General features: G+C 60.4%; 21 protein-coding genes. 11 read left to right on the plus strand and 10 right to left on the minus strand.

Translation table 11 applies throughout. The annotated features are described in order from the left end of the window. Positions 1 to 151 precede the first annotated feature (151 nt). Both ACP153_RS18035 and ACP153_RS18040 read left to right on the plus strand, forming a co-directional pair. Positions 152 to 781 carry a Crp/Fnr family transcriptional regulator gene (locus tag ACP153_RS18035; RefSeq protein ID WP_424972408.1) on the plus strand — a complete coding sequence of 210 codons (630 nt, stop codon included), beginning with the start codon at positions 152 to 154 and terminating at the stop codon, positions 779 to 781. A 55-nt stretch (positions 782 to 836) separates the two neighbouring features. Then, positions 837 to 1,943: a CaiB/BaiF CoA transferase family protein gene (locus ACP153_RS18040; protein WP_424972409.1), complete on the plus strand. Its 1,107-nt coding sequence runs from the start codon at positions 837 to 839 to the stop codon at positions 1,941 to 1,943. Here the strand turns inward: ACP153_RS18040 and ACP153_RS18045 are convergent. The 5 genes from ACP153_RS18045 to fliF form a co-directional block, all read right to left on the minus strand. Next, positions 1,940 to 3,169: a Coenzyme F420 hydrogenase/dehydrogenase, beta subunit C-terminal domain gene (locus ACP153_RS18045; RefSeq protein WP_424972410.1), complete on the minus strand. Its 1,230-nt coding sequence runs from the start codon at positions 3,167 to 3,169 to the stop codon at positions 1,940 to 1,942. The two genes, ACP153_RS18040 and ACP153_RS18045, sit on opposite strands and share 4 nt — an antisense overlap. A gap of 76 nt (positions 3,170 to 3,245) precedes the next feature. After that, positions 3,246 to 3,980 carry a flagellar type III secretion system pore protein FliP gene (gene fliP, locus ACP153_RS18050; RefSeq protein ID WP_424972411.1) on the minus strand — a complete coding sequence of 245 codons (735 nt, stop codon included), beginning with the start codon at positions 3,978 to 3,980 and terminating at the stop codon, positions 3,246 to 3,248. 2 nt (positions 3,981 to 3,982) lie between these two features. Beyond that, complete coding sequence (locus ACP153_RS18055; RefSeq protein ID WP_424972412.1) at positions 3,983 to 4,252, minus strand: FliM/FliN family flagellar motor switch protein; 270 nt, start codon at positions 4,250 to 4,252, stop codon at positions 3,983 to 3,985. Continuing rightward, a complete protein-coding gene (locus tag ACP153_RS18060; RefSeq protein WP_424972413.1) occupies positions 4,245 to 4,853 on the minus strand; it encodes a hypothetical protein in 609 nt (202 codons plus the stop codon). Before ACP153_RS18060 ends, ACP153_RS18055 begins: the two co-directional genes overlap by 8 nt. Further along, entirely contained in the window at positions 4,854 to 6,533 is a 1,680-nt protein-coding gene (fliF, locus tag ACP153_RS18065) for a flagellar basal-body MS-ring/collar protein FliF (RefSeq protein ID WP_424972414.1), read from the minus strand. Between the two features lie 120 nt (positions 6,534 to 6,653). On the opposite strand from fliF, the gene ACP153_RS18070 reads away from it, so the two are divergent. Genes ACP153_RS18070 through ACP153_RS18110 form a run of 9 tightly spaced genes read left to right on the plus strand, consistent with a single transcriptional unit; the run spans position 6,654 to position 15,372 of the window. Further along, positions 6,654 to 7,154 (plus strand): flagellar basal body-associated FliL family protein, encoded by a 501-nt coding sequence (locus ACP153_RS18070; RefSeq protein WP_424972415.1) that lies wholly within the window; start codon positions 6,654 to 6,656, stop codon positions 7,152 to 7,154. Positions 7,155 to 7,163: 9 nt separating this feature from the next. Next, positions 7,164 to 7,634, plus strand: a complete 471-nt coding sequence (locus ACP153_RS18075) for a hypothetical protein (protein ID WP_424972416.1) — start codon at positions 7,164 to 7,166, stop codon at positions 7,632 to 7,634. Further along, entirely contained in the window at positions 7,634 to 8,239 is a 606-nt protein-coding gene (locus ACP153_RS18080) for a MotE family protein (protein WP_424972417.1), read from the plus strand. Before ACP153_RS18075 ends, ACP153_RS18080 begins: the two co-directional genes overlap by 1 nt. Before the next feature lie 43 nt (positions 8,240 to 8,282). Continuing rightward, complete coding sequence (gene motA / locus ACP153_RS18085) at positions 8,283 to 9,152, plus strand: flagellar motor stator protein MotA (RefSeq protein WP_424972418.1); 870 nt, start codon at positions 8,283 to 8,285, stop codon at positions 9,150 to 9,152. After that, on the plus strand, positions 9,149 to 11,008 hold the full coding sequence (locus ACP153_RS18090; RefSeq protein ID WP_424972419.1) for a hypothetical protein: 1,860 nt from the start codon (positions 9,149 to 9,151) through the stop codon (positions 11,006 to 11,008). Before motA ends, ACP153_RS18090 begins: the two co-directional genes overlap by 4 nt. 11 nt (positions 11,009 to 11,019) lie before the next feature. Beyond that, positions 11,020 to 13,128 (plus strand): flagellar biosynthesis protein FlhA, encoded by a 2,109-nt coding sequence (gene flhA / locus ACP153_RS18095; RefSeq protein ID WP_424972420.1) that lies wholly within the window; start codon positions 11,020 to 11,022, stop codon positions 13,126 to 13,128. Next, positions 13,125 to 13,898 carry a flagellar biosynthetic protein FliR gene (locus tag ACP153_RS18100; RefSeq protein WP_424972421.1) on the plus strand — a complete coding sequence of 258 codons (774 nt, stop codon included), beginning with the start codon at positions 13,125 to 13,127 and terminating at the stop codon, positions 13,896 to 13,898. The genes flhA and ACP153_RS18100 overlap by 4 nt, the downstream gene beginning before the upstream one ends. After that, a complete protein-coding gene (gene flhB, locus ACP153_RS18105) occupies positions 13,895 to 14,980 on the plus strand; it encodes a flagellar type III secretion system protein FlhB (protein ID WP_424972422.1) in 1,086 nt (361 codons plus the stop codon). The genes ACP153_RS18100 and flhB overlap by 4 nt, the downstream gene beginning before the upstream one ends. Beyond that, the gene (locus ACP153_RS18110) at positions 14,977 to 15,372 is read left to right on the plus strand and encodes a hypothetical protein (RefSeq protein ID WP_424972423.1); all 396 of its coding nucleotides are present in this window, start codon (positions 14,977 to 14,979) and stop codon (positions 15,370 to 15,372) included. Before flhB ends, ACP153_RS18110 begins: the two co-directional genes overlap by 4 nt. Here ACP153_RS18110 and ACP153_RS18115 read toward each other — a convergent pair. The 5 genes from ACP153_RS18115 to ACP153_RS18135 are packed head-to-tail and all read right to left on the minus strand — an operon-like array spanning position 15,357 to position 18,550. Beyond that, positions 15,357 to 15,851, minus strand: coding sequence for a flagellar basal body-associated FliL family protein (locus ACP153_RS18115; RefSeq protein WP_424972424.1), 495 nt, complete (start codon positions 15,849 to 15,851; stop codon positions 15,357 to 15,359). The two genes, ACP153_RS18110 and ACP153_RS18115, sit on opposite strands and share 16 nt — an antisense overlap. 8 nt (positions 15,852 to 15,859) lie before the next feature. Next, positions 15,860 to 16,588, minus strand: coding sequence for a flagellar basal body L-ring protein FlgH (gene flgH, locus ACP153_RS18120; RefSeq protein ID WP_424972425.1), 729 nt, complete (start codon positions 16,586 to 16,588; stop codon positions 15,860 to 15,862). A gap of 16 nt (positions 16,589 to 16,604) precedes the next feature. Continuing rightward, positions 16,605 to 17,030 (minus strand): flagellar basal body P-ring formation chaperone FlgA, encoded by a 426-nt coding sequence (flgA, locus tag ACP153_RS18125; RefSeq protein ID WP_424972426.1) that lies wholly within the window; start codon positions 17,028 to 17,030, stop codon positions 16,605 to 16,607. Next, complete coding sequence (gene flgG / locus ACP153_RS18130; RefSeq protein WP_424972427.1) at positions 17,027 to 17,812, minus strand: flagellar basal-body rod protein FlgG; 786 nt, start codon at positions 17,810 to 17,812, stop codon at positions 17,027 to 17,029. Before flgG ends, flgA begins: the two co-directional genes overlap by 4 nt. A gap of 21 nt (positions 17,813 to 17,833) precedes the next feature. Next, entirely contained in the window at positions 17,834 to 18,550 is a 717-nt protein-coding gene (locus ACP153_RS18135; RefSeq protein WP_424972428.1) for a flagellar hook-basal body complex protein, read from the minus strand. Positions 18,551 to 18,557 lie beyond the last annotated feature (7 nt).

The raw sequence follows: 18,557 nt of genomic DNA on the forward strand, positions 1-18,557 counted from the left end.
TGGTTCGACAAATCTTTAAAATTGATACAGGTCAAGGGAATTATGCACGTGCAGCATTTATAATGGTGCCGTCCCCAAAAGAGGCTTGTCCATGTCCTTTGTATCTGCGCTTCAACTTGCCCGTTTCCTTCCAGGAACGGAGTGGCAAGGATTGACGGATGCATGTCTGCAGGATCTTGCCAAGCTTGCCGCGATCCAGAGTTTCTCGCAAGACGACGTTCTTCCTGTTGGAACTTACATTGTTTCCGAGGGACTTATCGGTGTCATGCGGGGTGCGCATGCAGATCGCAGTGCGGTCACAGCGCTCTATCTCGTCGGGGATCTGGTCGATCTGCAGCCCGGGCCCTTTGACGCGTCCGACCGTCTGGTCGCCCTCCGCCCGACGCGCGCTGTGTTCTTTCCGGTCGAAGGATTCACTGCTGCGATGCAGCGACATCAGGAACTGGCCCTGATCGCCTGTGCCAATCTCAAGCGGCAGGCCTTCAATCTGCGGGAGCATGCGGCGGAGCTCTACATCAAGGCGCCGGACCAGCGATTGGCGGCGTTTCTGCTCTGGCTCGAGCAGGTCTCCGGGGTAGGCGATGCCCATCTTGGTTTCGATCTGCCGATGCGGCGCTATGATCTCGCGCGCTATCTCGGCATGCAGCCGGAAACGCTCAGCCGCAAGATCAAGGCGCTGGTGACCGAAGGCGCGATCTCGCAGCGCTCGCCGAGCCGGCTGGTGATCGAAAGCCGCTCCGCGCTGGAGACGCTCGCCGCAGGATTGCGCCGCGTCGCCTGAGCCGCGCGCTTGCGCTCGGGCTGCCCTGCGCTACCCTCGGGTCGAGGGGGCACATATGACACCACTATACGGTTTGAAAGTCGTCGAACTGGCGCGGATTTTGGCGGGCCCATGGATCGGGCAGAGCCTCGCGGATCTGGGCGCGGAGGTCACCAAGGTCGAGGCGCCGTCGGGGGATGACACGCGCCAATGGGGGCCGCCCTTTGTGGAGCGGGACGGAGACCGGAGTGCCGCGTATTTCTACAGTGCCAACCGGGGGAAGCGTTCGGTCATCGCGGATTTCCGGACGCCCGAGGGGCTGGCACGGGTGCGGGAGCTGGTGGCGGACGCGGACATCCTGATCGAGAATTTCAAGGTCGGTGGGCTGGCCAAGTATCAGTTGGATTACCCGTCACTCGCCGAGCTGAACCCGCGCTTGATCTATTGTTCGATCACCGGGTTTGGGCAGGACGGACCCTATGCCCATCGCGCCGGGTATGACTTCATGATCCAGGGCATGAGCGGGTTGATGTCGATCACTGGCGAGGCCGATGGCATGCCCCAGAAGGTTGGGGTCGCGGTGACGGACATCGTGACGGGGCTCTACGGGACCATCGGTATTCTCGCTGCGATCGAACAACGTCATCGCACGGGGCGCGGGCAGCATATCGACATGTCCCTTCTCGACTGCGCCACGGCGCTGCTGGCCAATCAAGCGATGAACCAGCTTGTGACGGGCAGCCCGCCGGCGCGACATGGCAACGCCCATCCCAACATTGCGCCCTATCAGGTGTTTCCGACCTCGGATGGCCACGTGATCGTCGCCGTGGGCAATGACGGACAGTTTCACAAGCTTTGCGCGGTACTGGATCTGCCGGGGACGTCGGAGGATCCACGCTTCCTGTCCAATGCGGCTCGGGTGGCCAATCGCATAGCCCTTACCGATCTCCTATCCGGTCGGATCGCGCGCTGGACATCGGCGGATTTGCTGGCGGCACTTGAGGGGCAAGGTGTGCCCGCCGGGCCGATCAATCAGTTGGATCAGGTCTTTGCCGATCCGCAGCTGCGCGCGCGCGGGATGGAGATTGCGCCGGAAGGTGTGCCGGGGGTGCGGGGGCCTTGGCGGTTCTCGGATGCAGAGCTTGATCTGGCGCGCTCCGCGCCGATTTTGCCGCGCGACTAGTCCTTGCCGGTCTCCCCCGTTTCTGGGTGCAGGTCGTAGGGCGCGGCCAGCGACCAGACATGGTCCGGGATCATGTAGCGCATCCGTTTGGGATGGGCGCGGCGCAGATGGAGGACGGTCTCCACGGCCTTCATCTCCACCCGCGCCCGCGCGAACTCGAGGCCCTTTGGGCCGATACGCGGCATCAGCCAGGCGACAATGCCTCGCGCCCAGTCGGGCATTTTCCGGAGGGGAAGCCCCCCTGCCGCTCTGACCGTGTTCTGGGCGAAGCCTTTGACAGAGCCTGCGCGTTTGCCCGAACTGCCGGGTGTTTCAAGCCGGACCTCATCGCCGAGCGAGGCCAGCAGATCTTCGCCGCGCTGGTTGCGCGCGATGATCCATTGCGCCCCTTCGCCGCCCATATACCCGACGGTGATATCCGCCAGCGTATTCGTGTAGTCGACGCAGGTGCGGCAGGTCATTGGGAAGAAATCCGGTGGAAGATCCGAGAGCGGGAGCTTCAGGAACGGGATGTCGCGCTGCGTGCCATCCTCGAAACGAAGCTCCACATGGTAGTCTGCGCGAAACTCGAGATAGGTGATCTGTTCGGGTGTCTCCGAGAGGCGTGACAGGAACTCGTGAAAGTTCTCGGTCGTCGTGTTGTCGGAACAGGGTGTGCCGATCACATAGAGGGCGTCTAGGCCGAGCTGCTCCTCGATGGATCTCAGTGCATAGACTTGGCAGGGGATCCCGATCACAGCGAGGCGGGTCAGCCCTCGGGCGGCGGCGGGTTCCAGGAGCGAGAGCAGTGGCGCATAGCCCATCCGCATGCCGCGGAGGTGTTTGACCTCAGCCGGGTCTGTGATGATGACGGGCTGGGGCCGCCAACTGTCCTCCGGATGGGGGCCGATGCCGAGGATTGCGTCGACCTGTCCGGTCTCCAGCAGTTTCTGAGCGAGTCGTGTGGTCAGCCCTGTCCACTGCGCTCCGGGTGCCGGGGCGCGGAGCGCGGCTTTATACATGGCGCGGAAGGGGCCAAAGAAGGCCTCGTCCGGGCGTTCAGGGTCGCGGCGCCGTCCATGCACTTGCTGCTCCAGGGCCGAATAGTCCGGTTTGATGAACTGGCATGCGGTGCCACATTGCCCCGCGAGTTTGCTGCGCGACAGGCCGCAATCCGTGCACATGTTTCTGGCCTTGGCGGGGGCTGGGCTGGGTGCCCAAAGACTTGGCGGCTGTGAGTCGAGCATACGAGATCCGAGATTGTCTGTTTTCTCAGACTGCCGGAAATCGCCAAAATGTCAACTTAAGTTGACATACCTTGCGTCACATATAGCTGCGCAGCAGTGCCTCTGAAATGAGCGTCCAGCCATCAGCCACGACAAAAAAGGCGAGCTTGAAGGGAAGCGACACGATCGCCGGGGGCACCATCATCATCCCCATGGACATCAGAATGGCCGCGACGATGAGGTCGATGATGAGGAAGGGCAGGAAGATCAGAAAGCCGATCTGGAAGGCCTTTTCGATCTCGCTCAGCAGGAAAGAAGGCACCAGTATCGAAAGGGGCGGCTCGCTTGGGTCGAAGGGCGCCACGCCGGGCGTCTCCATGCGCAGATTGCCGAGGCGCTCCAGCGTTTCCACTTCGGTGCGCGCTTGCATGAAGCGGATGAAGGGTTCCATCCCGCGTTGGAACCCGGCCTCCCAATCCAGTTCGCCATCGACAAGGGGTTGGATCCCGACCTCCCAGGCTTCGCGAAAAACGGGGTCCATCACGAAATAGGTCAGAAACAGCGCGAGGCTGATGATCAGCATATTGGGCGGCGATTGCTGCAGCCCGATCCCTTGTCGCAGGATCGACAGGACAGTGACCATGAAGGGAAAGCAGGTAATCATGATCGCCAGGCCCGGGGCGATACTGAGCACGGTGATCAGGGCGATGATCTGGAAGGTGCGCGCCGAGAGGGACGTGTCATCCCCCAGATTGATCGCCAGCTCCTGCGCAGAGGCACCGGTTGCCAGGCCCAGAACCAGCAGGACGCTCAGGGTCAGGCAAAACCGCATGGTCAGACGACGCGCTCCGGAGAGATAACTTCGGTCAGGCGCACGGACAAACGGTGGCTCTCCGTGTCCTCTTCGAGCACGCCGCGCGCGATGAGATGAGACCCGACATAGAGCTCCACCGGATCTTCGATCTTCTTGTCCAGCAGGAGAACCGCGTCTTTCTCCAGCGCGAGCAACTCGCGCACGGTGGGATGCGCCTGTCCGACGGACACGCTCAGGGCGATCGGGACCCCGACAAGGGGGCTGTCGGCACGTGCGGGAACATCATCCATGGGCCTGCTCCGTCTCCAGCTGGGCATAGAATTGCTCTGCGGCATCCTTGATCTGCGCCAAGAGCCCGGAGGCGTCCACGTCGTGGATCTCATGGCCGAGATAGAACCGCACCTGCCCCTGGCTGAAGGAGGATTCCGTTTTGAGCATGACCGGCAGGCGATCCTGATCGGCGAGGAGCCGCTTCATCATGGCCTCATCCTCGGGCGCGCAAATCAAATCGACCGTCGCTTGACCTTGCACTTCCACGATCGGCAGCAGGAGCTCTTCGATCAGGTCCTTGTAGTTGGCCTGCATGAGCTCCGGCACAACCTGCCGAACAAGCGTTTCCACGAGTGGTTTCAGGGACAGGCACACCTGACGCCGGGCTTCGAGAAAGGTGAAAGACAGTTCTTCGAGGTTGCGCGCGAACTCGGCGGAGATGTGCGTGTGCTCCATCTCGCTGGACTTGAGCGCATCATCCCAGCCGGCCTGATAGCCGGACTCGTATCCTGCCAGCCGGGAGCTTTCGAGGTCTCCATTCGTGGCAGAGGCGTCACCGGTGGGGGCTTGCAACCGGGATTGAGGTGTGTCGAGGAAATCCTCGAGAGACAGGACATTCATTTAGCGTACCTCCTCGCTGTCATTGATCCACGAGCTTAGGATTTCGATGGTTTCGCTTTCGCGATCTTTGATGAGTTGCCGCAGACGCGTAACCGGGTCGAGCTCTTGCTCTGGTGCCGCCAGAGCCGGGGCGTCCGCCATCTCAGGCTCGGCCAGATCGCTGACTTCACCGGTCAGAACACGCGGCGCATCCACAGGCGTAGGGCCGGGGGCCGGTATGGCGGCTGCAGCGGAGACATAGGCAGGTCCCCCCGCGGCACGTGCAGCAGCCGTGGAGCCCGGTGCGGGCGCAGGCAGACCTGTTTCCGGCGCGGCCGCGAGTTGAGCCGGTGCTTCTGCGGGGCGCAAAATGGGGCGGATCACAAACAAGCCGAGAAACAGTGTGACCAGCGCCAGCGCCCCCATCTGCACCAGTGACATAATGTCGAGCTGGGGCGGCGCGAACCAGGCCGGCGCTTCCAGCGGAGGACCTGCGGGCGCGCCCGGCATTTCCATAGACTTGATCGTGATCACATCTCCACGGGTTTCGTTGAACCCGACCGTCGATTTGACCAGATCCTCCAGCGCGATGAGCTCGGCTTCGGGGCGAGGCTCGAAGGAAACCTCACCATTCTCGCCGACGGTCTGGAGACCGTTCACCAGGACCGCGACCGTAACGCGCTTCACGGCTCCCGGATTGCGTTCAATCTCGCGCTTCACCTCGGAAACTTCGTAGTTCACCCGCTCCCGCGTTTCGGTTTCGTTCTGGGAATCATTGGCGGAATTGGACGTTGCGTCGCCATCGGGCAGGTTGCTCGAAACCGAGACCGCGCCTTCGGAATCGCGGCTGCTTTGCAGCAGGCTCTCGGTGGTTTCAGTGCTCACCGCGACAGCGCCATCGGGATCCACGGTGCGCTCGAAGATGCGCTCCCGGTCCAGTTCCGTGTCGAGATTCACTTCAACGATCGCGTTTCCACGACCAACCCGCGCTTCGAGCAGGCGTTCGATTCGCAGCTTCAGTGCGTCGGCGCGCGTTGTTTGTTCAGCGGCAGCCGAAATGGGGCCTTCACCAGTCATGAGCGTGCCACTGACAGCATCAATGATCGAAACATTTTCCGGGGTCATGCCTGCGACAGCGGAAGCCACGAGGTAGCGCATGGCATCGGCCTGGCTGGCGCTGAGTGCGCCACGCGCAGGTGTCAGAAATACGGATGCCGTGGGAGCTTTGCGGGCCTCAAAGGGGCGTGCGCTTGCTGCAGAGACATGAACGCGGGCTGTCCGAACCGACGGGCTCGACGCGATGGTGCGCGCGAGCTCCCCTTCTTTGGCCCGCCAATAGGTGGCGTCAAACATCTGAGAGGTCGTGCCAAAGCCGCTGATATTGTCGAGCAGCTCGTAACCGCCGCCACCAGCCGCCGGAAGACCCTCATTCGCAAGCGCGATTCGAAGCAGATCCTGCTGCGACCGGTCCACGTAAATCCCGTTGCCCCGCACTTCGAACGGAACGCCGCGCTGTTCGAGATTCGCGACCACTTCTCCGGCCGCTGCGGGTTCGAGCCCCGAGTAGAGAAGCGCGTAATCTGGGGCCATCGCTGTTCGAGAGAGGGCAATAAGCGCCCCAAACACACCAATAACCGCAGCCGCAGCAATCATCTGGTTCCGCAAACCGATCCCGGTCCAGGTTGCGCGCAATTGCTCCATGACTGTTCTTTCCCTTCTGACCTTCTGGTCGTCGATGAACTCAAGCTAGAGCAGTCGGTCTTAATAATCGGTTAGTGCTGTTGGGCTAATCCAATTGGAGAACGAAGCGGGAAAGGTTCCATGGCGGACGAGGCACAGACAGACGCAGAAGAAACAGAAGAAGCCCCCAAGAAGAAGGGCGGAAAGCTGTTTGTGATCATAGGGTTGGTTCTCTTGCTGGCTGGCGGTGGTGGTGCGTTCTTCGCCGTCTATTCAGGCATGATTCTTGCACCTGCCGAACATGCAGAAGAAGCGGCGCCGGAAGTGAAGGATGACGCGCCGGATGTTGCCTTTGTACCCCTGGATCCGCTGGTCGTGTCACTCGGAGCCGATGGCAGCAATTCGTATTTGCGCTTCACCGCTGAGCTTGAAGTTGAGAGCCGCTACGAATCCGAGGTCTCCCATTTGCGTCCCCGAGTGCTGGACGTGCTCAACGGCTACCTGCGCGCCCTGCAAGCGCAAGATATCGAGGCGCCGGCGGCTTTGATGCGGCTTCGGTCGCAGATGCTCCACCGAGTGCAGATTGTGACAGGCGAAGGGCGGGTCCGCGACCTGCTTGTCACTGAATTCGTGTTGAACTGAGAGGCTGAGATGGCTTTGATCGCAGATATCTTCCTGGCCGCCGGAGCACTTGGGGCCGCCATTTACTGCCTGGTTCTGTCTCGCAGGCTCGCGCGCTTTTCTGATCTCGAGAAAGGCATGGGCGGAGCGATTGCTGTCCTGTCCGTCCAGGTGGATGACATGACCAAGGCGCTCTCAAAGGCGCAGGGCACAGCAAGCACAGCGCAAACAGATTTGGATGCGGTGTCGGCTCGGGCGGAGGCTGCGGCACAACGTTTGGAGCTTCTGCTCGCGTCTATGCACGACTTGCCCGCTGCTACGACGGCGCCCGTTGCGTCTCCTCCACTTGCACCGAGCCCACCCCCTGTTGCGCAAATGCACGAAGCCGCTCCGCAGCCGCAGCCGCAGGTGACCGCGCCTCAGCCGGCCACTGCGACGCCAGACGAGGCTGAAGGTGCGATCCAATGGCGGACACGCCGACCGGTCGGGGGGGCAATGTAATGGCGAAGAAACCCTTGTCGCGAAGGACACTGAGCCGACCCCTGATCGTCGTTGCTCTCATGCTGGTCGGTTCCGCGGCCATTCGCATCACCGAGGGCATCGGTCCTGTTATGGCGGATTCCAAAGCAGCCATGGCTGGAGATGACTACGAAGTCGCGAGCTGTCCGACGGAGCCTGAACTGGATCTTCTGCAGAAGTCTCTGCTGTCGCGCGAAGCGGAGCTCATGGAGCAGGCCAAGACGGTCGTTGCCCGTGAAGCTGCGGTGCGCGCCGCTGAGGAAGACATGGCCAAGTTCCAGGCGGAGCTCGATGCAGGGCAAGCTGCTCTTGCGCAGGCCGAGGCGGACTTCGCGGCGCGCGTCAAGAAGGTCGAAAAGGCAAGCGAGACGGATATCCTGCAGCTGATCGCGGTCTATGAGGCCATGAAACCCAAGGATGCCGCCAAGGTCTTTGAGGCGATGTCGCCGGAGTTCGCGTCTGGTTTCCTAAGGGAAATGCCCCCGGACACGGCTGCTTCGATTCTCGCAGGGCTGTCACCCGATTTCGCGTACTCCGTCAGCGTTTTGATGGCCGGGCATAGCGCCGGGCTGAACGCCTCGAACTAACCGACGGCTGCGTAGCGGCCTCCCACCTGAGAAGGGTAAGACTGTGATTGGTATTATCGGTATCGTTGTCATCTTCGTCATGGTCTTTGGCGGGTATCTCGCTGCGGGCGGCAAGATGGGGATCATCCTAAAGTCGCTCCCATTCGAGATGACGATGATCGGGGGCGCCGCCGTTGGGGCGTTTGTGATCAGTAACGATATGGGGGGCATCAAGCACACGCTCAAAGACATCAAGAAAGTCTTTAAGGGGCCGCGCTGGGCTCCGGACGACTATCGAGACTTGCTGTGCCTGCTGTTCGAGTTGATCCGCCTGGCGCGGCAGAATCCGGTCGGGCTGGAAGAGCATATCGAGAACCCCTCTGAGTCCAATATCTTCTTGAAATATCCGAAGATACTGGAAGATCGCGAAGCGATTGATCTGATCGCAGACACCATGCGCAGCGCATCCATGAACTATGACGATCCGCATCAGGTGGAAGAGGTGTTGGACAAGCGGATCGATGCCAATCTCGAGCATGCGCTGCATTCCAGCCACGCGCTTCAAACGGTCGCCGACGGGCTTCCTGCGCTTGGAATTGTTGCGGCTGTTCTTGGTGTTATCAAAACGATGGGCTCGATCGATCAGCCGCCAGAGATTCTGGGTAAACTGATCGGCGGTGCGCTTGTTGGTACGTTCCTAGGGGTGTTTCTGGCCTACGGGCTCGTGGGGCCGTTCTCCACGAAAGTGAAAACAGTCGTGGAGGAGGACTCGCACTTCTACCTCCTCATTCGCGAGGTGCTTGTCGCAAACCTGCATAAGCATGCTGTCAATAACTGCATCGAGGTCGGTCGACAGAACACACCGAGCCACATCCGCCCCTCTTTCAGCGACCTTGAGGAAGCCCTCAAGCAGCTGAAGCAGGAGGCCGCATGATCCGTGCCTTGCCAATCGCTCTGGCGGTGGTCTCCGCCGTTCCAGCAGCCGCTGCGAACATACGATCCGGCGAGCATGCTGATTTCTCGCGGCTTGTGATTCAGTTTGATGAGGCTGTGGACTGGGAATTCGGGCGCACGGATACTGGCTACCTTTTGAGGTCCGAAGGTCTTGAGAGTGACTTAGACCTCTCAGAAGTATTCCGTCTCATTCCGCGTACCCGGATCGCACGCGTTGATCATGCTCAGGATCGTATGGAGTTCGAGGTCGAGCTTTCATGCGATTGCCATGCCGACGCGTTTGAGTTGCGCGAAGGTCGAGTTGTGATTGATGTCAAAGACGGGCCAGCCCCACCCACTGCTGCGTTCGAGGTGCCCCTACTGGTTGCAGACTTGGTGCCTCCTCCAGAACCAGAGCCGCCGGCCTTGGTGTTGGTCGAGCCAGAACCCACACCAGTTCCACCCGAACCAGTTGCAGTCAGCCTCGACCGAAACACCTTTCGCGCTGAGCTCGTGGAAGGGCTTTCAAAAGCAATGACCCAGGGTCTGATTGCCCCTGGTATCTCGTTGGATGTGACGCCTAAGGCACAAGGAAAACCGGTTTTTGCTGCGGAAGATACCCCACCCATACCCTCTGAGGAGGTCGAACTACCCGCCTCAGTCGGGCGTACCACGCTCACTCAGGTCGAACTCGACAGGCTGCGTCGTTTTCTGGCCGATCCACAAAGAACGACGTCTCAATGCGCAAAGTTCCAGGATCTGGAATTCACGCTCGACAATACTGATCCTCTGAGCGGTGTCCGCACGGAGCGGGCTAAACTATACGATCCCATGGGACGCCTCTCGCAAAGCTCGGCTTTTGAACTTGCCATTGCCTATCTTTCTTTGGGTTTCGGTGCTGAGGCGCTCGAGATCCTCGAACTCGTGGATCAAAGCGATTCTCGCACAATCGCCTTCAAAGCAATCGGCGCAATTTTGGAACAACAACCGATCACGACTGAGAACCCCTTTTGGGGTCAGATCGAGTGCCGGGGTGGCTATGTCATCTGGGAAGTCTTGTCTCGTGATACGGCTAGCCGCTTGGACGAGGAACATCTTCGCGGGATTCAGCTGCACTTCCTTGAACTACCGAAGCAGTTGCGCCGTCGCATAGGGCCAGAACTTGGCGTGAAGCTCGCTGAAGCTGGGTATGTCGAAGTAGCTCAGGTTATTCGCAACAGCCTTGTGCGTGCGGAGACCAATGAGTTTGCCGCATTGCGAAGCATTGACGCTTCCATGGCGCTCGAAACGAAAGATGCTGCCCATGGTGTGAAGCACCTGGAAGAGCTTGTCTTGCAAGACACAGCGGACGCCCCGACCGCGCTGCTTCGGCTCTTTGACGCCTACAGCACGCATGATCGTCCGGCCCCTGAGAAGTTCATGGCGCTGATCTCGAGCTACAGTTTTGAGCTGCAAGGCACCCCGTTGGGGGCGCAATTGACGCTCCGCGAGGTCGAATTCCTTATCCGAGAGGGTCGACTCAATGATGCGCTGTCTGTGATGGCACGCTTTCAGGACAGTGAACGAGGATTCACAGACCAAGAGCTGGATACCTTTCTCAACCTGGCAACCGACACTGGCAGTGAGATTGCGTTCGGACGGTTCGCACTGGCCTTTGCTGGGCGTTTGGAGGCGCGCACGGCTGATGCCGCCGTTTACGGGGCCGTGGTCGAGCGCTTGATCGACGGCGGTTTACTCGAAATCGCTCAAACGCTGCTGGATCGCAGCAGTCTGCGAGACCGATCGGTTGTTGAAGGGTTGAAGGACAAGCTTTCAGCCAGAAAAACCGGCGTCCTCATGACACTCGACGCCAGGTAGGAGGACACCCTGTGAGTGCAGAAGGCCTTGCAGTGAAAGCAGAAGAAGGACGAAAGATCGTACAACCGACGATCTTTTTCGTCGTTCTACTCATGGGCATCATCATCATGATGATCCTACCGATGCCATCCTTTGTGTTGGACGTCGGTCTTGCTCTCTCGTTCGCCTTGGCAATTCTGATATTCACCGTCACCTTGTTCATTCAGCGGCCTTTGGACTTTTCCGCGTTCCCGACTGTTCTGTTGGCATCTTTGATGCTCAGGCTCTCATTGAACGTCTCGTCCACCAAGCTGATCATCGGAAACGGCCATGAGGGAACTGGCGCTGCTGGTGGTGTGATCGAGGGGTTTGCGAATTTCGTCATGGGCGGCAGCGTGTTCCTAGGGCTCGTTGTGTTTCTTGTCCTTCTCATTGTGAACTTCATCGTCATTACAAAGGGCGCTTCGCGCATGGCTGAGGTTGGCGCCCGGTTCGCGCTGGACGGAATGCCAGGCAAGCAGCTCGCCATTGATGCGGACATGTCTGCAGGAGCGATCGACCATGCAGAAGCCAAGAAACGGCGAGAAACAGAACAGGCAGAGACAACGTTCTTCGGCTCGCTTGATGGCGCGTCGAAGTTTGTCAAAGGGGACGCGATTGCGGGTCTTCTGATCACAGCGCTGAACCTGATCATGGGTCTGATTATCGGCACAACGCTGCATGATATGCCCTTCGGTGAAGCCTTCCGGAGCTATTCCATTTTGACAGTAGGCGATGGGCTTGTGACCCAGATCCCGGCTGTCATTATTTCGATTGCTGCCGCGCTGTTGCTGGCCAAGGGCGGGTCTTCCGAAAAAGCGGACATCGCGATCACCGCTCAATTCGGTAAACACCCAGCCGCCCTTGCAACGGTCGCGTTCATGATGGTGCTCTTTGCTCTCGTTCCCGGTTTGCCCTTTGTTCCCTTCATCCTTGGAGCTGTCCTATTGGGTGTTGCCGCGCTCTTCCTCTATCGTTCTACCGAGCCTGAGGAGGAAAAAGCAGCGCTCGACGCCCCTGAGGAAGCGTCTGCGAAGCCGGAGACCATGGGCGATGTGCTCGACGTTGACGACATCCATGTCACTTTCTCGACGGATCTCGTATCTGCAATCCTTGACTCCGCCGGCGGTCTGGACAGCCGCATCCAGAGCATGCGCAACCATATCGCGACGGAGTTCGGTGTCATTCTGCCGGAGATCCGTCTGACGGATGACCCAACTCTGCCAGCCTCATCCTATGCCATTCACATGCACGGTGTTGAAGAAGCCCAAGGCGTGTTGCACCCCGGGCGCATCCTTTTGCTTCTCCCCGAGGAAGGATACGGTGAGCCCACCGACTTTGACGTGAAAGAACCGGTCTATGGCGCCCCGGCCCGTTGGATCGATGAAAAAGACCGGGAAGAGATGTCTCTCCTAGGCATGACAACCGTCGCGGCGACGGAAGTGCTCGCAACCCATTTGCTGGAGGTAATGAAGGCCAACCTCGCGCGCTTGATGAGCCTCAAAGCATTGCGGCGCCTGATCTCCGAGTTGACGAACACAGCCGACGCCGCCCGCAACGAAGGCAACCGGATGCTCATCGAAGAGCTTATTCCGGATCGCGTGACCAATGACACGCTGATTGCCATTCTTCGTCTTCTTCTAGAAGAGCGGGTGTCCATTCGGAACCTGCCGCTGATCCTTGAGGCTATTGCCGAGGCCAAACAGATCAGCAGTTCGATCGATGGCATCCATGAATATGTGCGTCAAAGGTTGGCGTTTCAGATCGTGGCCGGGATCAAGCGAGCCGACGGCTCCATTCCCCTGATCCAACTTGCTCCCGACTGGGAACCGCTCTTTGCGGCGAATTCTGTCGGACGCGAAGATGGCGCCTCTGACGTGGCTCTTCCCCCGGAGCTCTTCCAGACGCTGGTTCAGAACGCGACCGAGAAAGTCCTCAAGGCCAGCGAAACCGGGGAGACACCTGCGATCGTCACGTCCGTCCGGCGTCGCCGCTTCCTGTCGACTGTCCTGATGAGCAAGAGCATTCAGGTCCCGGTTCTTTCCTTCGAAGAACTGGGAAAAACCAGCAAACCGGCGCTGGTTGGGGTGATTGGCGTATGACGATGGCCCTTCTGGACTTGGTGGGGGAGGCTTTCCCGATCCTTGTTCTGGCGGTCCTTCGCATTGGTGCCGCAATGGCCTTCCTGCCCGCCTTTGGCGAGCGCGCCGTTCCAGTTCGGATCAAACTCGCACTGACCTTAGCCCTCGTGGCCCTCGTGTTCCCAGTTCTTCTCGTCATGCCGTTCGAACCGATCTCGGGCCCTGGCGATTGGGTCACCCGCGGCAGCGCGGAGGTGTTGAGCGGGATCTTTCTCGGGTTCACCTTTCGCCTGATGGTCTTCGCGCTCCAAGTCGCGGGCTCGATCGCAGCGCAATCCACTTCCCTCGCGCAAGTTTTTGGCGGCGGCGTGACACCCGATCCTCAGCCCGCATTAGGCAATATTTTCCTGATGTCCGGTCTGGCGCTGGCGGCCTTGTCGGGGTTTCACGTGCATCTGACCGAAGCGTTCCTTCTGTCCTTCACGCTCCTTCCGCTCGGGACGCTGCCGAATGCATCAACCCTGAGCGCTTGGGCCATCTCGGATGTGAGCCGCATGTTCATCATCGGTTTCTCCTTATCCGCGCCCTTTGTCGCGGCCGCGATGCTCTACAATCTGGCGTTGGGCGCGATCAACCGCGCCATGCCTCAGCTCATGGTGGCCTTCGTTGGCGCTCCGGCTCTCACAGCGGGCGGGTTGGCGCTCGCCGCACTCAGCGTTCCCTTCCTGCTGGCCCATTGGTGGGAGCTATTTGAGGCCTCCCTCTTTGCGCCTTTTGGTCCGGTGCGATGAGCGAAGAAGATCCCGACGATAAGCCCTTTGAAGCGTCCGAGAAAAAGCTTCTGGATGCCCGCAAGAAAGGGGAATTGGTCAAGTCGACGGATCTCATCGCCGCTGGCAGTTATGGGGGGCTGACGCTTGGGTTGCTTGCGATCGGCGCGGGAACGCTGTCGCAGGCCGCGGGGACCATGCAAGCGCTTTTGAGAAACGCCGATAGCCTTGCAGAGGAGCTGTTCGCTGGTGGCGGATCCACCGTGTCCCTATCTCTGATTGTCGGGACGGTTGGCGCCTTGGGACTATGGTTCCTGATCCCCATGGCGGGTGCTCTGACAAGTGTCTTGTTGCAGCGCGCGCTCGTCTTTGCTCCCACGAAACTTGAACCGAAGCTGAACCGCATTTCGGTCCTGTCCAATGCGAAGAACAAGTTCGGTCGTGACGGGCTTTTTGAGTTCCTGAAAAGCGCGATCAAACTGGTGATCTTCACGACATTGCTCAGCTTGCTCTTGCTTTGGGAGCTCGACGAAATCGTTGCGCTGGCCGCACAGCCGGTGAGTGCGATTATCGTTTTCATCTTCTTTCTTCTGCTGGAGTTCCTCGCGCTCACGCTGGTCGTGACGGCTCTCATCGGGGCCGTCGACTATCTCTGGCAAAGGGCGCAGCACTTGCGAAAAAACCGCATGTCCCGTCAGGAAATGATGGACGAGGCCAAGGCCTCCGAAGGGGATCCTCAGTCAAAGCAATACCGACGCCAGCGTGCGGTCGAGATCGCAACCCAGCAAATGCTTGCGGATGTTCCGGACTCGAGTGTCGTTGTGGTCAACCCGACCCACTATGCGGTTGCGTTGAAATGGGATCGGTTCTCGCCCCATGCGCCCATCGTTGTGGCCTCCGGCGTGGATCACGTCGCGGCCGCCATCCGGGAACGTGCCCAGGAGGCTGGCGTTCCGATCCATCGCGATCCGCCGACTGCGCGCGCGCTCTATGCCACGTGCAAACTCGGAGATGAGATCCCGCGCGATCAGTTCAAGGCGGTTGCGGCGGCTATTCGCTTCGCAGAAGCCATGCGCCAGAAAGCCAAGGGACGCGCCACATGACACCCGATGAGTTGCGAGACCTTGCGAAATTGGCGGAGTTAAAAAAGCAGATCGAACTTGGGCGTCTGCAGCCGGAGTTGAGTTTGCGCGAGGCAATTTCCCGGGAGGTTGCGTCTTTGCGCGACAGGATTGCCGCTCCGCCGACGGACCCATCTGATCCGGTGCTCATGCTGCAAGATACAGCTCACAAGGATTTTTTGGAGCAAAAGCTCAAGGAGCGCCTTGTTCATTTAAGCCGTGTGGAGGCTCGGATCGCGCAGATCTCACCGGCTTTGGCGACTGCGAGTGCGCGCAAGGACGTTGCGGACACATTGCTCGATGATGCGGAGAGGGAGCAGCGCAAGGCCCGGGAAGACGCCCGGGTTGCGCTGTCCAATCAGATCACGTCCTGACGGACGATATCCATCACAAGCACATCCTTGATGTCTTCACCGATCATGGAGCGGGCCGCTTCACGCAGAGCGACGCGCAAGGTCTTGAGCGTGAAGCTCTCGGTAAAGACGCCGTCAAACCCGCCCGAATTTGAGTGATCGAACAGAACCGCCAGCAGCGCGTCACGTATCCGAGGCTCGCGCGCGTAGATATCCGCTCGAACCCCGTTCGTGACTTCGAGAGTGATCGACATAACAACCAGGGACGAGACACGTCCGTCGCGTACCACCGGAACCACGAACTGATTGTTTAGCTTTACATATTCGTAGTTGCCATTCTGGTCGTAGACCTCTTCGCTGGTCAGCTCCGGCGTCTCTTCTTCGACCTCCGCCACGTCGGGCTCCGGCGGCGGAGGGGGCGGTGGCCGCAAGAAGTAGCCAGCCGCGCCACCACCGGCCAAACCGATGATCAACAGGATCAGGGGGAGGAGTTTCGCCATGGTCGACCTCAGAAGGGCAGGATGATGTCTGCGATTTGCTGGCCGTAGCGCGGCTGCTGTACATCGGTGATTTGTCCGCGGCCTCCATAGGAAATCCGGGCGGAGGCAATCTTGTCATAGGTGATCTCGTTCTGGCGTGAGATGTCCTCGGGCCGCACAAAGCCGGTGACGATCAGCTCGCGGAGCTCGAAGTTCACGCGCACTTCCTGAGTGCCCTGGATCTGGAACACGCCGTTGGGCATGACACCAATCACCGTCGCGGCCACGCGCAAGGTCAGCTTTTCGCGCCGTGTGACCGACCCGTCGCCTTCGGAACTGCTCGTCGAATTGGTGCTCACAGCCGAGCCCAACGTTGCGCCTTCGGGCAGGTCCTCATTGATCCGTTCGGGCAGACCGAAGAAGCTGTCGATGCCGAGGCTCTCACTGCCGGAGCGCGAGCGCTCGGAGCTGTTGGAAATCTCCGCTCTTTCGTCGATCTCGATCACGACCGTCAGGATATCACCGTTCTGGCCCGCCCGCCGGTCGCCGAGCAGCGAGTTGCGTGCCCCGCTCCAGAGCGAAGCCGAATCCGGGGCACGCAGCAAAACGCGGTCGGTCGGCAATGGGGCTGACACCATCGCCTGGTACTCGCTCCCACCGGAAGCGGTTGTGAAATCCGGCGCCTTGCCCACATCTGCGATGCGCGCACAGGCGGACACAAGGGAGAGGCACACAATCAGGCCTGTGATGATCCGCATCGGGGGTCCTTTCCGCTCAGGGCGCTTTGACGGTGGCCTCGCCCGGACCTGTCACGGTCGCGGAGACCGTGTTCCGGGAGGAGATGTTGAGCACACGGATCGTCTCACCAAGGCCCGCGCGGCCCAGGGCCCGCCCCTCTGTGCTGATCCGCATCACGGGTGTTGCATAGACGAGCGAAATCAGAGCATTACGCTCTACCAGCGCGGGTAGGCCGATCTGATCCGCGCGAATGGGGCGCCCCGCATAGAGCACCACGCGGGTCTCCTTTCCGAGAACATCGGCAGGCGAGGAAATCCCTCCGGGCGTGGTGCCGGGCACGAGTTTGATGTCCTCGGCCGTTAGCACGGCCTGCGCGCGGATGGTCCGTGCGGCGACCAGAGTATCCGCCGCAACCGGGGTCGCGCAAAGTGCGACGAGGAGAGGGGCAATCAGACGGGTCATCGGATTTGCGACGTTGCGCCCATCATCTGGTCCGCTGCGCTCATCACCTTGGAGTTCAGCTCATAGCCGCGTTGGGCCTCGATCAGCTCTGTCACCTCGCGTACCGCATCGACGGAAGAGGCCTCCAGATAACCTTGGCGGAAGGTGCCAAGCCCGTCTTGCCCCGGGGTTCCGATCAGGGGGGGACCCGAGGCGTTGGATTCCAGAAAGAGATTGCTGCCGATGGCCTCAAGACCCTTGGCATTGCTGAACCCGGCGAGAGAGAACTGACCCAGAAGCTCCGGCTCGACCGTATCGCGGAAATAGGCATAGACTTCGCCCTCGGCATCGACAGAGATCCGGGATGTGCCCTCGGGAATCACGATCTCGGGCACGACCGAATAGCCGTCGGAGGTCACGATGAGCCCCTCCGCCGATCGCTTCAGCGCGCCATCCCGGGTATAGGCCGACGCGCCGGAGGGCAGCGTCACCTCGAGATAGCCTTTGCCTTCGATCGCGAGATCCAGATCGCCGCCGGTCTGGCTGAGCGAGCCCTGGGCGAGCTCGACGGTCACAGCAGCGGCGCGGACACCAAGACCCAGTTGCACGCCGGTGGGCAGGGCCGTGCCGTCGGCGGCGTTGATCGTGCCTGGTTGTTTGACCTGCTGGTAATGCAGGTCCGCGAACTCGGCGCGCCTTGCGTTATAGCCGGTCGTGTTCATGTTCGCGAGATTGTTCGAGATCACCTCGACCCGCATCTGCTGGGCGCTCATCCCGGTCGCTGCAATTTTCAGAGCACGCATTCTGCCTCTCTTTCCGGCCGTTTATCGGCCCAGGGTCTGGATCACGGTTTTCACCCGGTCATCTTCCTTTTCGAGGAAGGATTTCGCGGATTCGTAGCGGCGCTGCACTTCGATCATGCGCGCCACCTCGACGATGGGGTTCACATTCGAGCCTTCAACGAAGCCCTGATGCACCGTCGCGTTTTCGGCCGGAGCAACTTCCCCATTGGGGATGAAGGACACGCCCTTGGCGCGCTCCATCAGCTCGGGCTCAACCGGCACCACCATGCCGATATTGGTCAACGGGCGGCCATCCGCGCTCAGCGTGCCATCCGCGGCAAGGGCGATGGAGCGCGCATCGGGCGGGATGAAAACCGGCGCGCCGCCAGCATCGAGCAGGGCATAGCCGTCGGGTGTTACCAGCTCTCCTGCGGCGTTGGGCTCGAACGCGCCCGCCCGGGTCAGGCGAATGCCTTCCGGGGCGGCGATCTGGAAAAACCCTTCGCCTTCAATGGCCATATCAAAGGTGCCGCCGGTTTCCCGAAGCACGCCTTGGGCGAAGTTCGTGTTCTTCGCGCCCGTATCCGTCATGGAGATCGAGGGCTGCCCGAGCCCTGTCGTCTGCACAAACTCGGAGAACACGAGCCCTTCGCCGCGATAGCCGGTGGTCGATATATTCGCGATGTTGTTCGCGATTATCGCCATTTCCCGTTTCAGGCCGCTCTGGCGCGAGATGGTTGTATATTGCGTACTGTCCATGCGCGCC

Origin of the sequence: Dinoroseobacter sp. S76, assembly GCF_049801095.1 — a bacterium.
Lineage (GTDB): Bacteria > Pseudomonadota > Alphaproteobacteria > Rhodobacterales > Rhodobacteraceae > Dinoroseobacter.

Excerpts from the sequence above, each read along its gene's own strand:
- ACP153_RS18075 (WP_424972416.1), top strand. The coding sequence starts at position 7,164 with ATGGCTTTGATCGCAGATATCTTCCTGGCCGCCGGAGCACTTGGGGCC.
- flgG (WP_424972427.1), bottom strand. The coding sequence starts at position 17,812 with ATGCGTGCTCTGAAAATTGCAGCGACCGGGATGAGCGCCCAGCAGATG.
- ACP153_RS18070 (WP_424972415.1), top strand. The coding sequence starts at position 6,654 with ATGGCGGACGAGGCACAGACAGACGCAGAAGAAACAGAAGAAGCCCCC.
- ACP153_RS18080 (WP_424972417.1), top strand. The coding sequence starts at position 7,634 with ATGGCGAAGAAACCCTTGTCGCGAAGGACACTGAGCCGACCCCTGATC.
- ACP153_RS18100 (WP_424972421.1), top strand. The coding sequence starts at position 13,125 with ATGACGATGGCCCTTCTGGACTTGGTGGGGGAGGCTTTCCCGATCCTT.
- ACP153_RS18060 (WP_424972413.1), bottom strand. The coding sequence starts at position 4,853 with ATGAATGTCCTGTCTCTCGAGGATTTCCTCGACACACCTCAATCCCGG.
- flhB (WP_424972422.1), top strand. The coding sequence starts at position 13,895 with ATGAGCGAAGAAGATCCCGACGATAAGCCCTTTGAAGCGTCCGAGAAA.
- ACP153_RS18110 (WP_424972423.1), top strand. The coding sequence starts at position 14,977 with ATGACACCCGATGAGTTGCGAGACCTTGCGAAATTGGCGGAGTTAAAA.
- fliF (WP_424972414.1), bottom strand. The coding sequence starts at position 6,533 with ATGGAGCAATTGCGCGCAACCTGGACCGGGATCGGTTTGCGGAACCAG.
- flgA (WP_424972426.1), bottom strand. The coding sequence starts at position 17,030 with ATGACCCGTCTGATTGCCCCTCTCCTCGTCGCACTTTGCGCGACCCCG.
- ACP153_RS18115 (WP_424972424.1), bottom strand. The coding sequence starts at position 15,851 with ATGGCGAAACTCCTCCCCCTGATCCTGTTGATCATCGGTTTGGCCGGT.
- ACP153_RS18040 (WP_424972409.1), top strand. The coding sequence starts at position 837 with ATGACACCACTATACGGTTTGAAAGTCGTCGAACTGGCGCGGATTTTG.
- ACP153_RS18090 (WP_424972419.1), top strand. The coding sequence starts at position 9,149 with ATGATCCGTGCCTTGCCAATCGCTCTGGCGGTGGTCTCCGCCGTTCCA.
- ACP153_RS18045 (WP_424972410.1), bottom strand. The coding sequence starts at position 3,169 with ATGCTCGACTCACAGCCGCCAAGTCTTTGGGCACCCAGCCCAGCCCCC.
- ACP153_RS18135 (WP_424972428.1), bottom strand. The coding sequence starts at position 18,550 with ATGGACAGTACGCAATATACAACCATCTCGCGCCAGAGCGGCCTGAAA.
- fliP (WP_424972411.1), bottom strand. The coding sequence starts at position 3,980 with ATGCGGTTTTGCCTGACCCTGAGCGTCCTGCTGGTTCTGGGCCTGGCA.
- ACP153_RS18055 (WP_424972412.1), bottom strand. The coding sequence starts at position 4,252 with ATGGATGATGTTCCCGCACGTGCCGACAGCCCCCTTGTCGGGGTCCCG.
- flgH (WP_424972425.1), bottom strand. The coding sequence starts at position 16,588 with ATGCGGATCATCACAGGCCTGATTGTGTGCCTCTCCCTTGTGTCCGCC.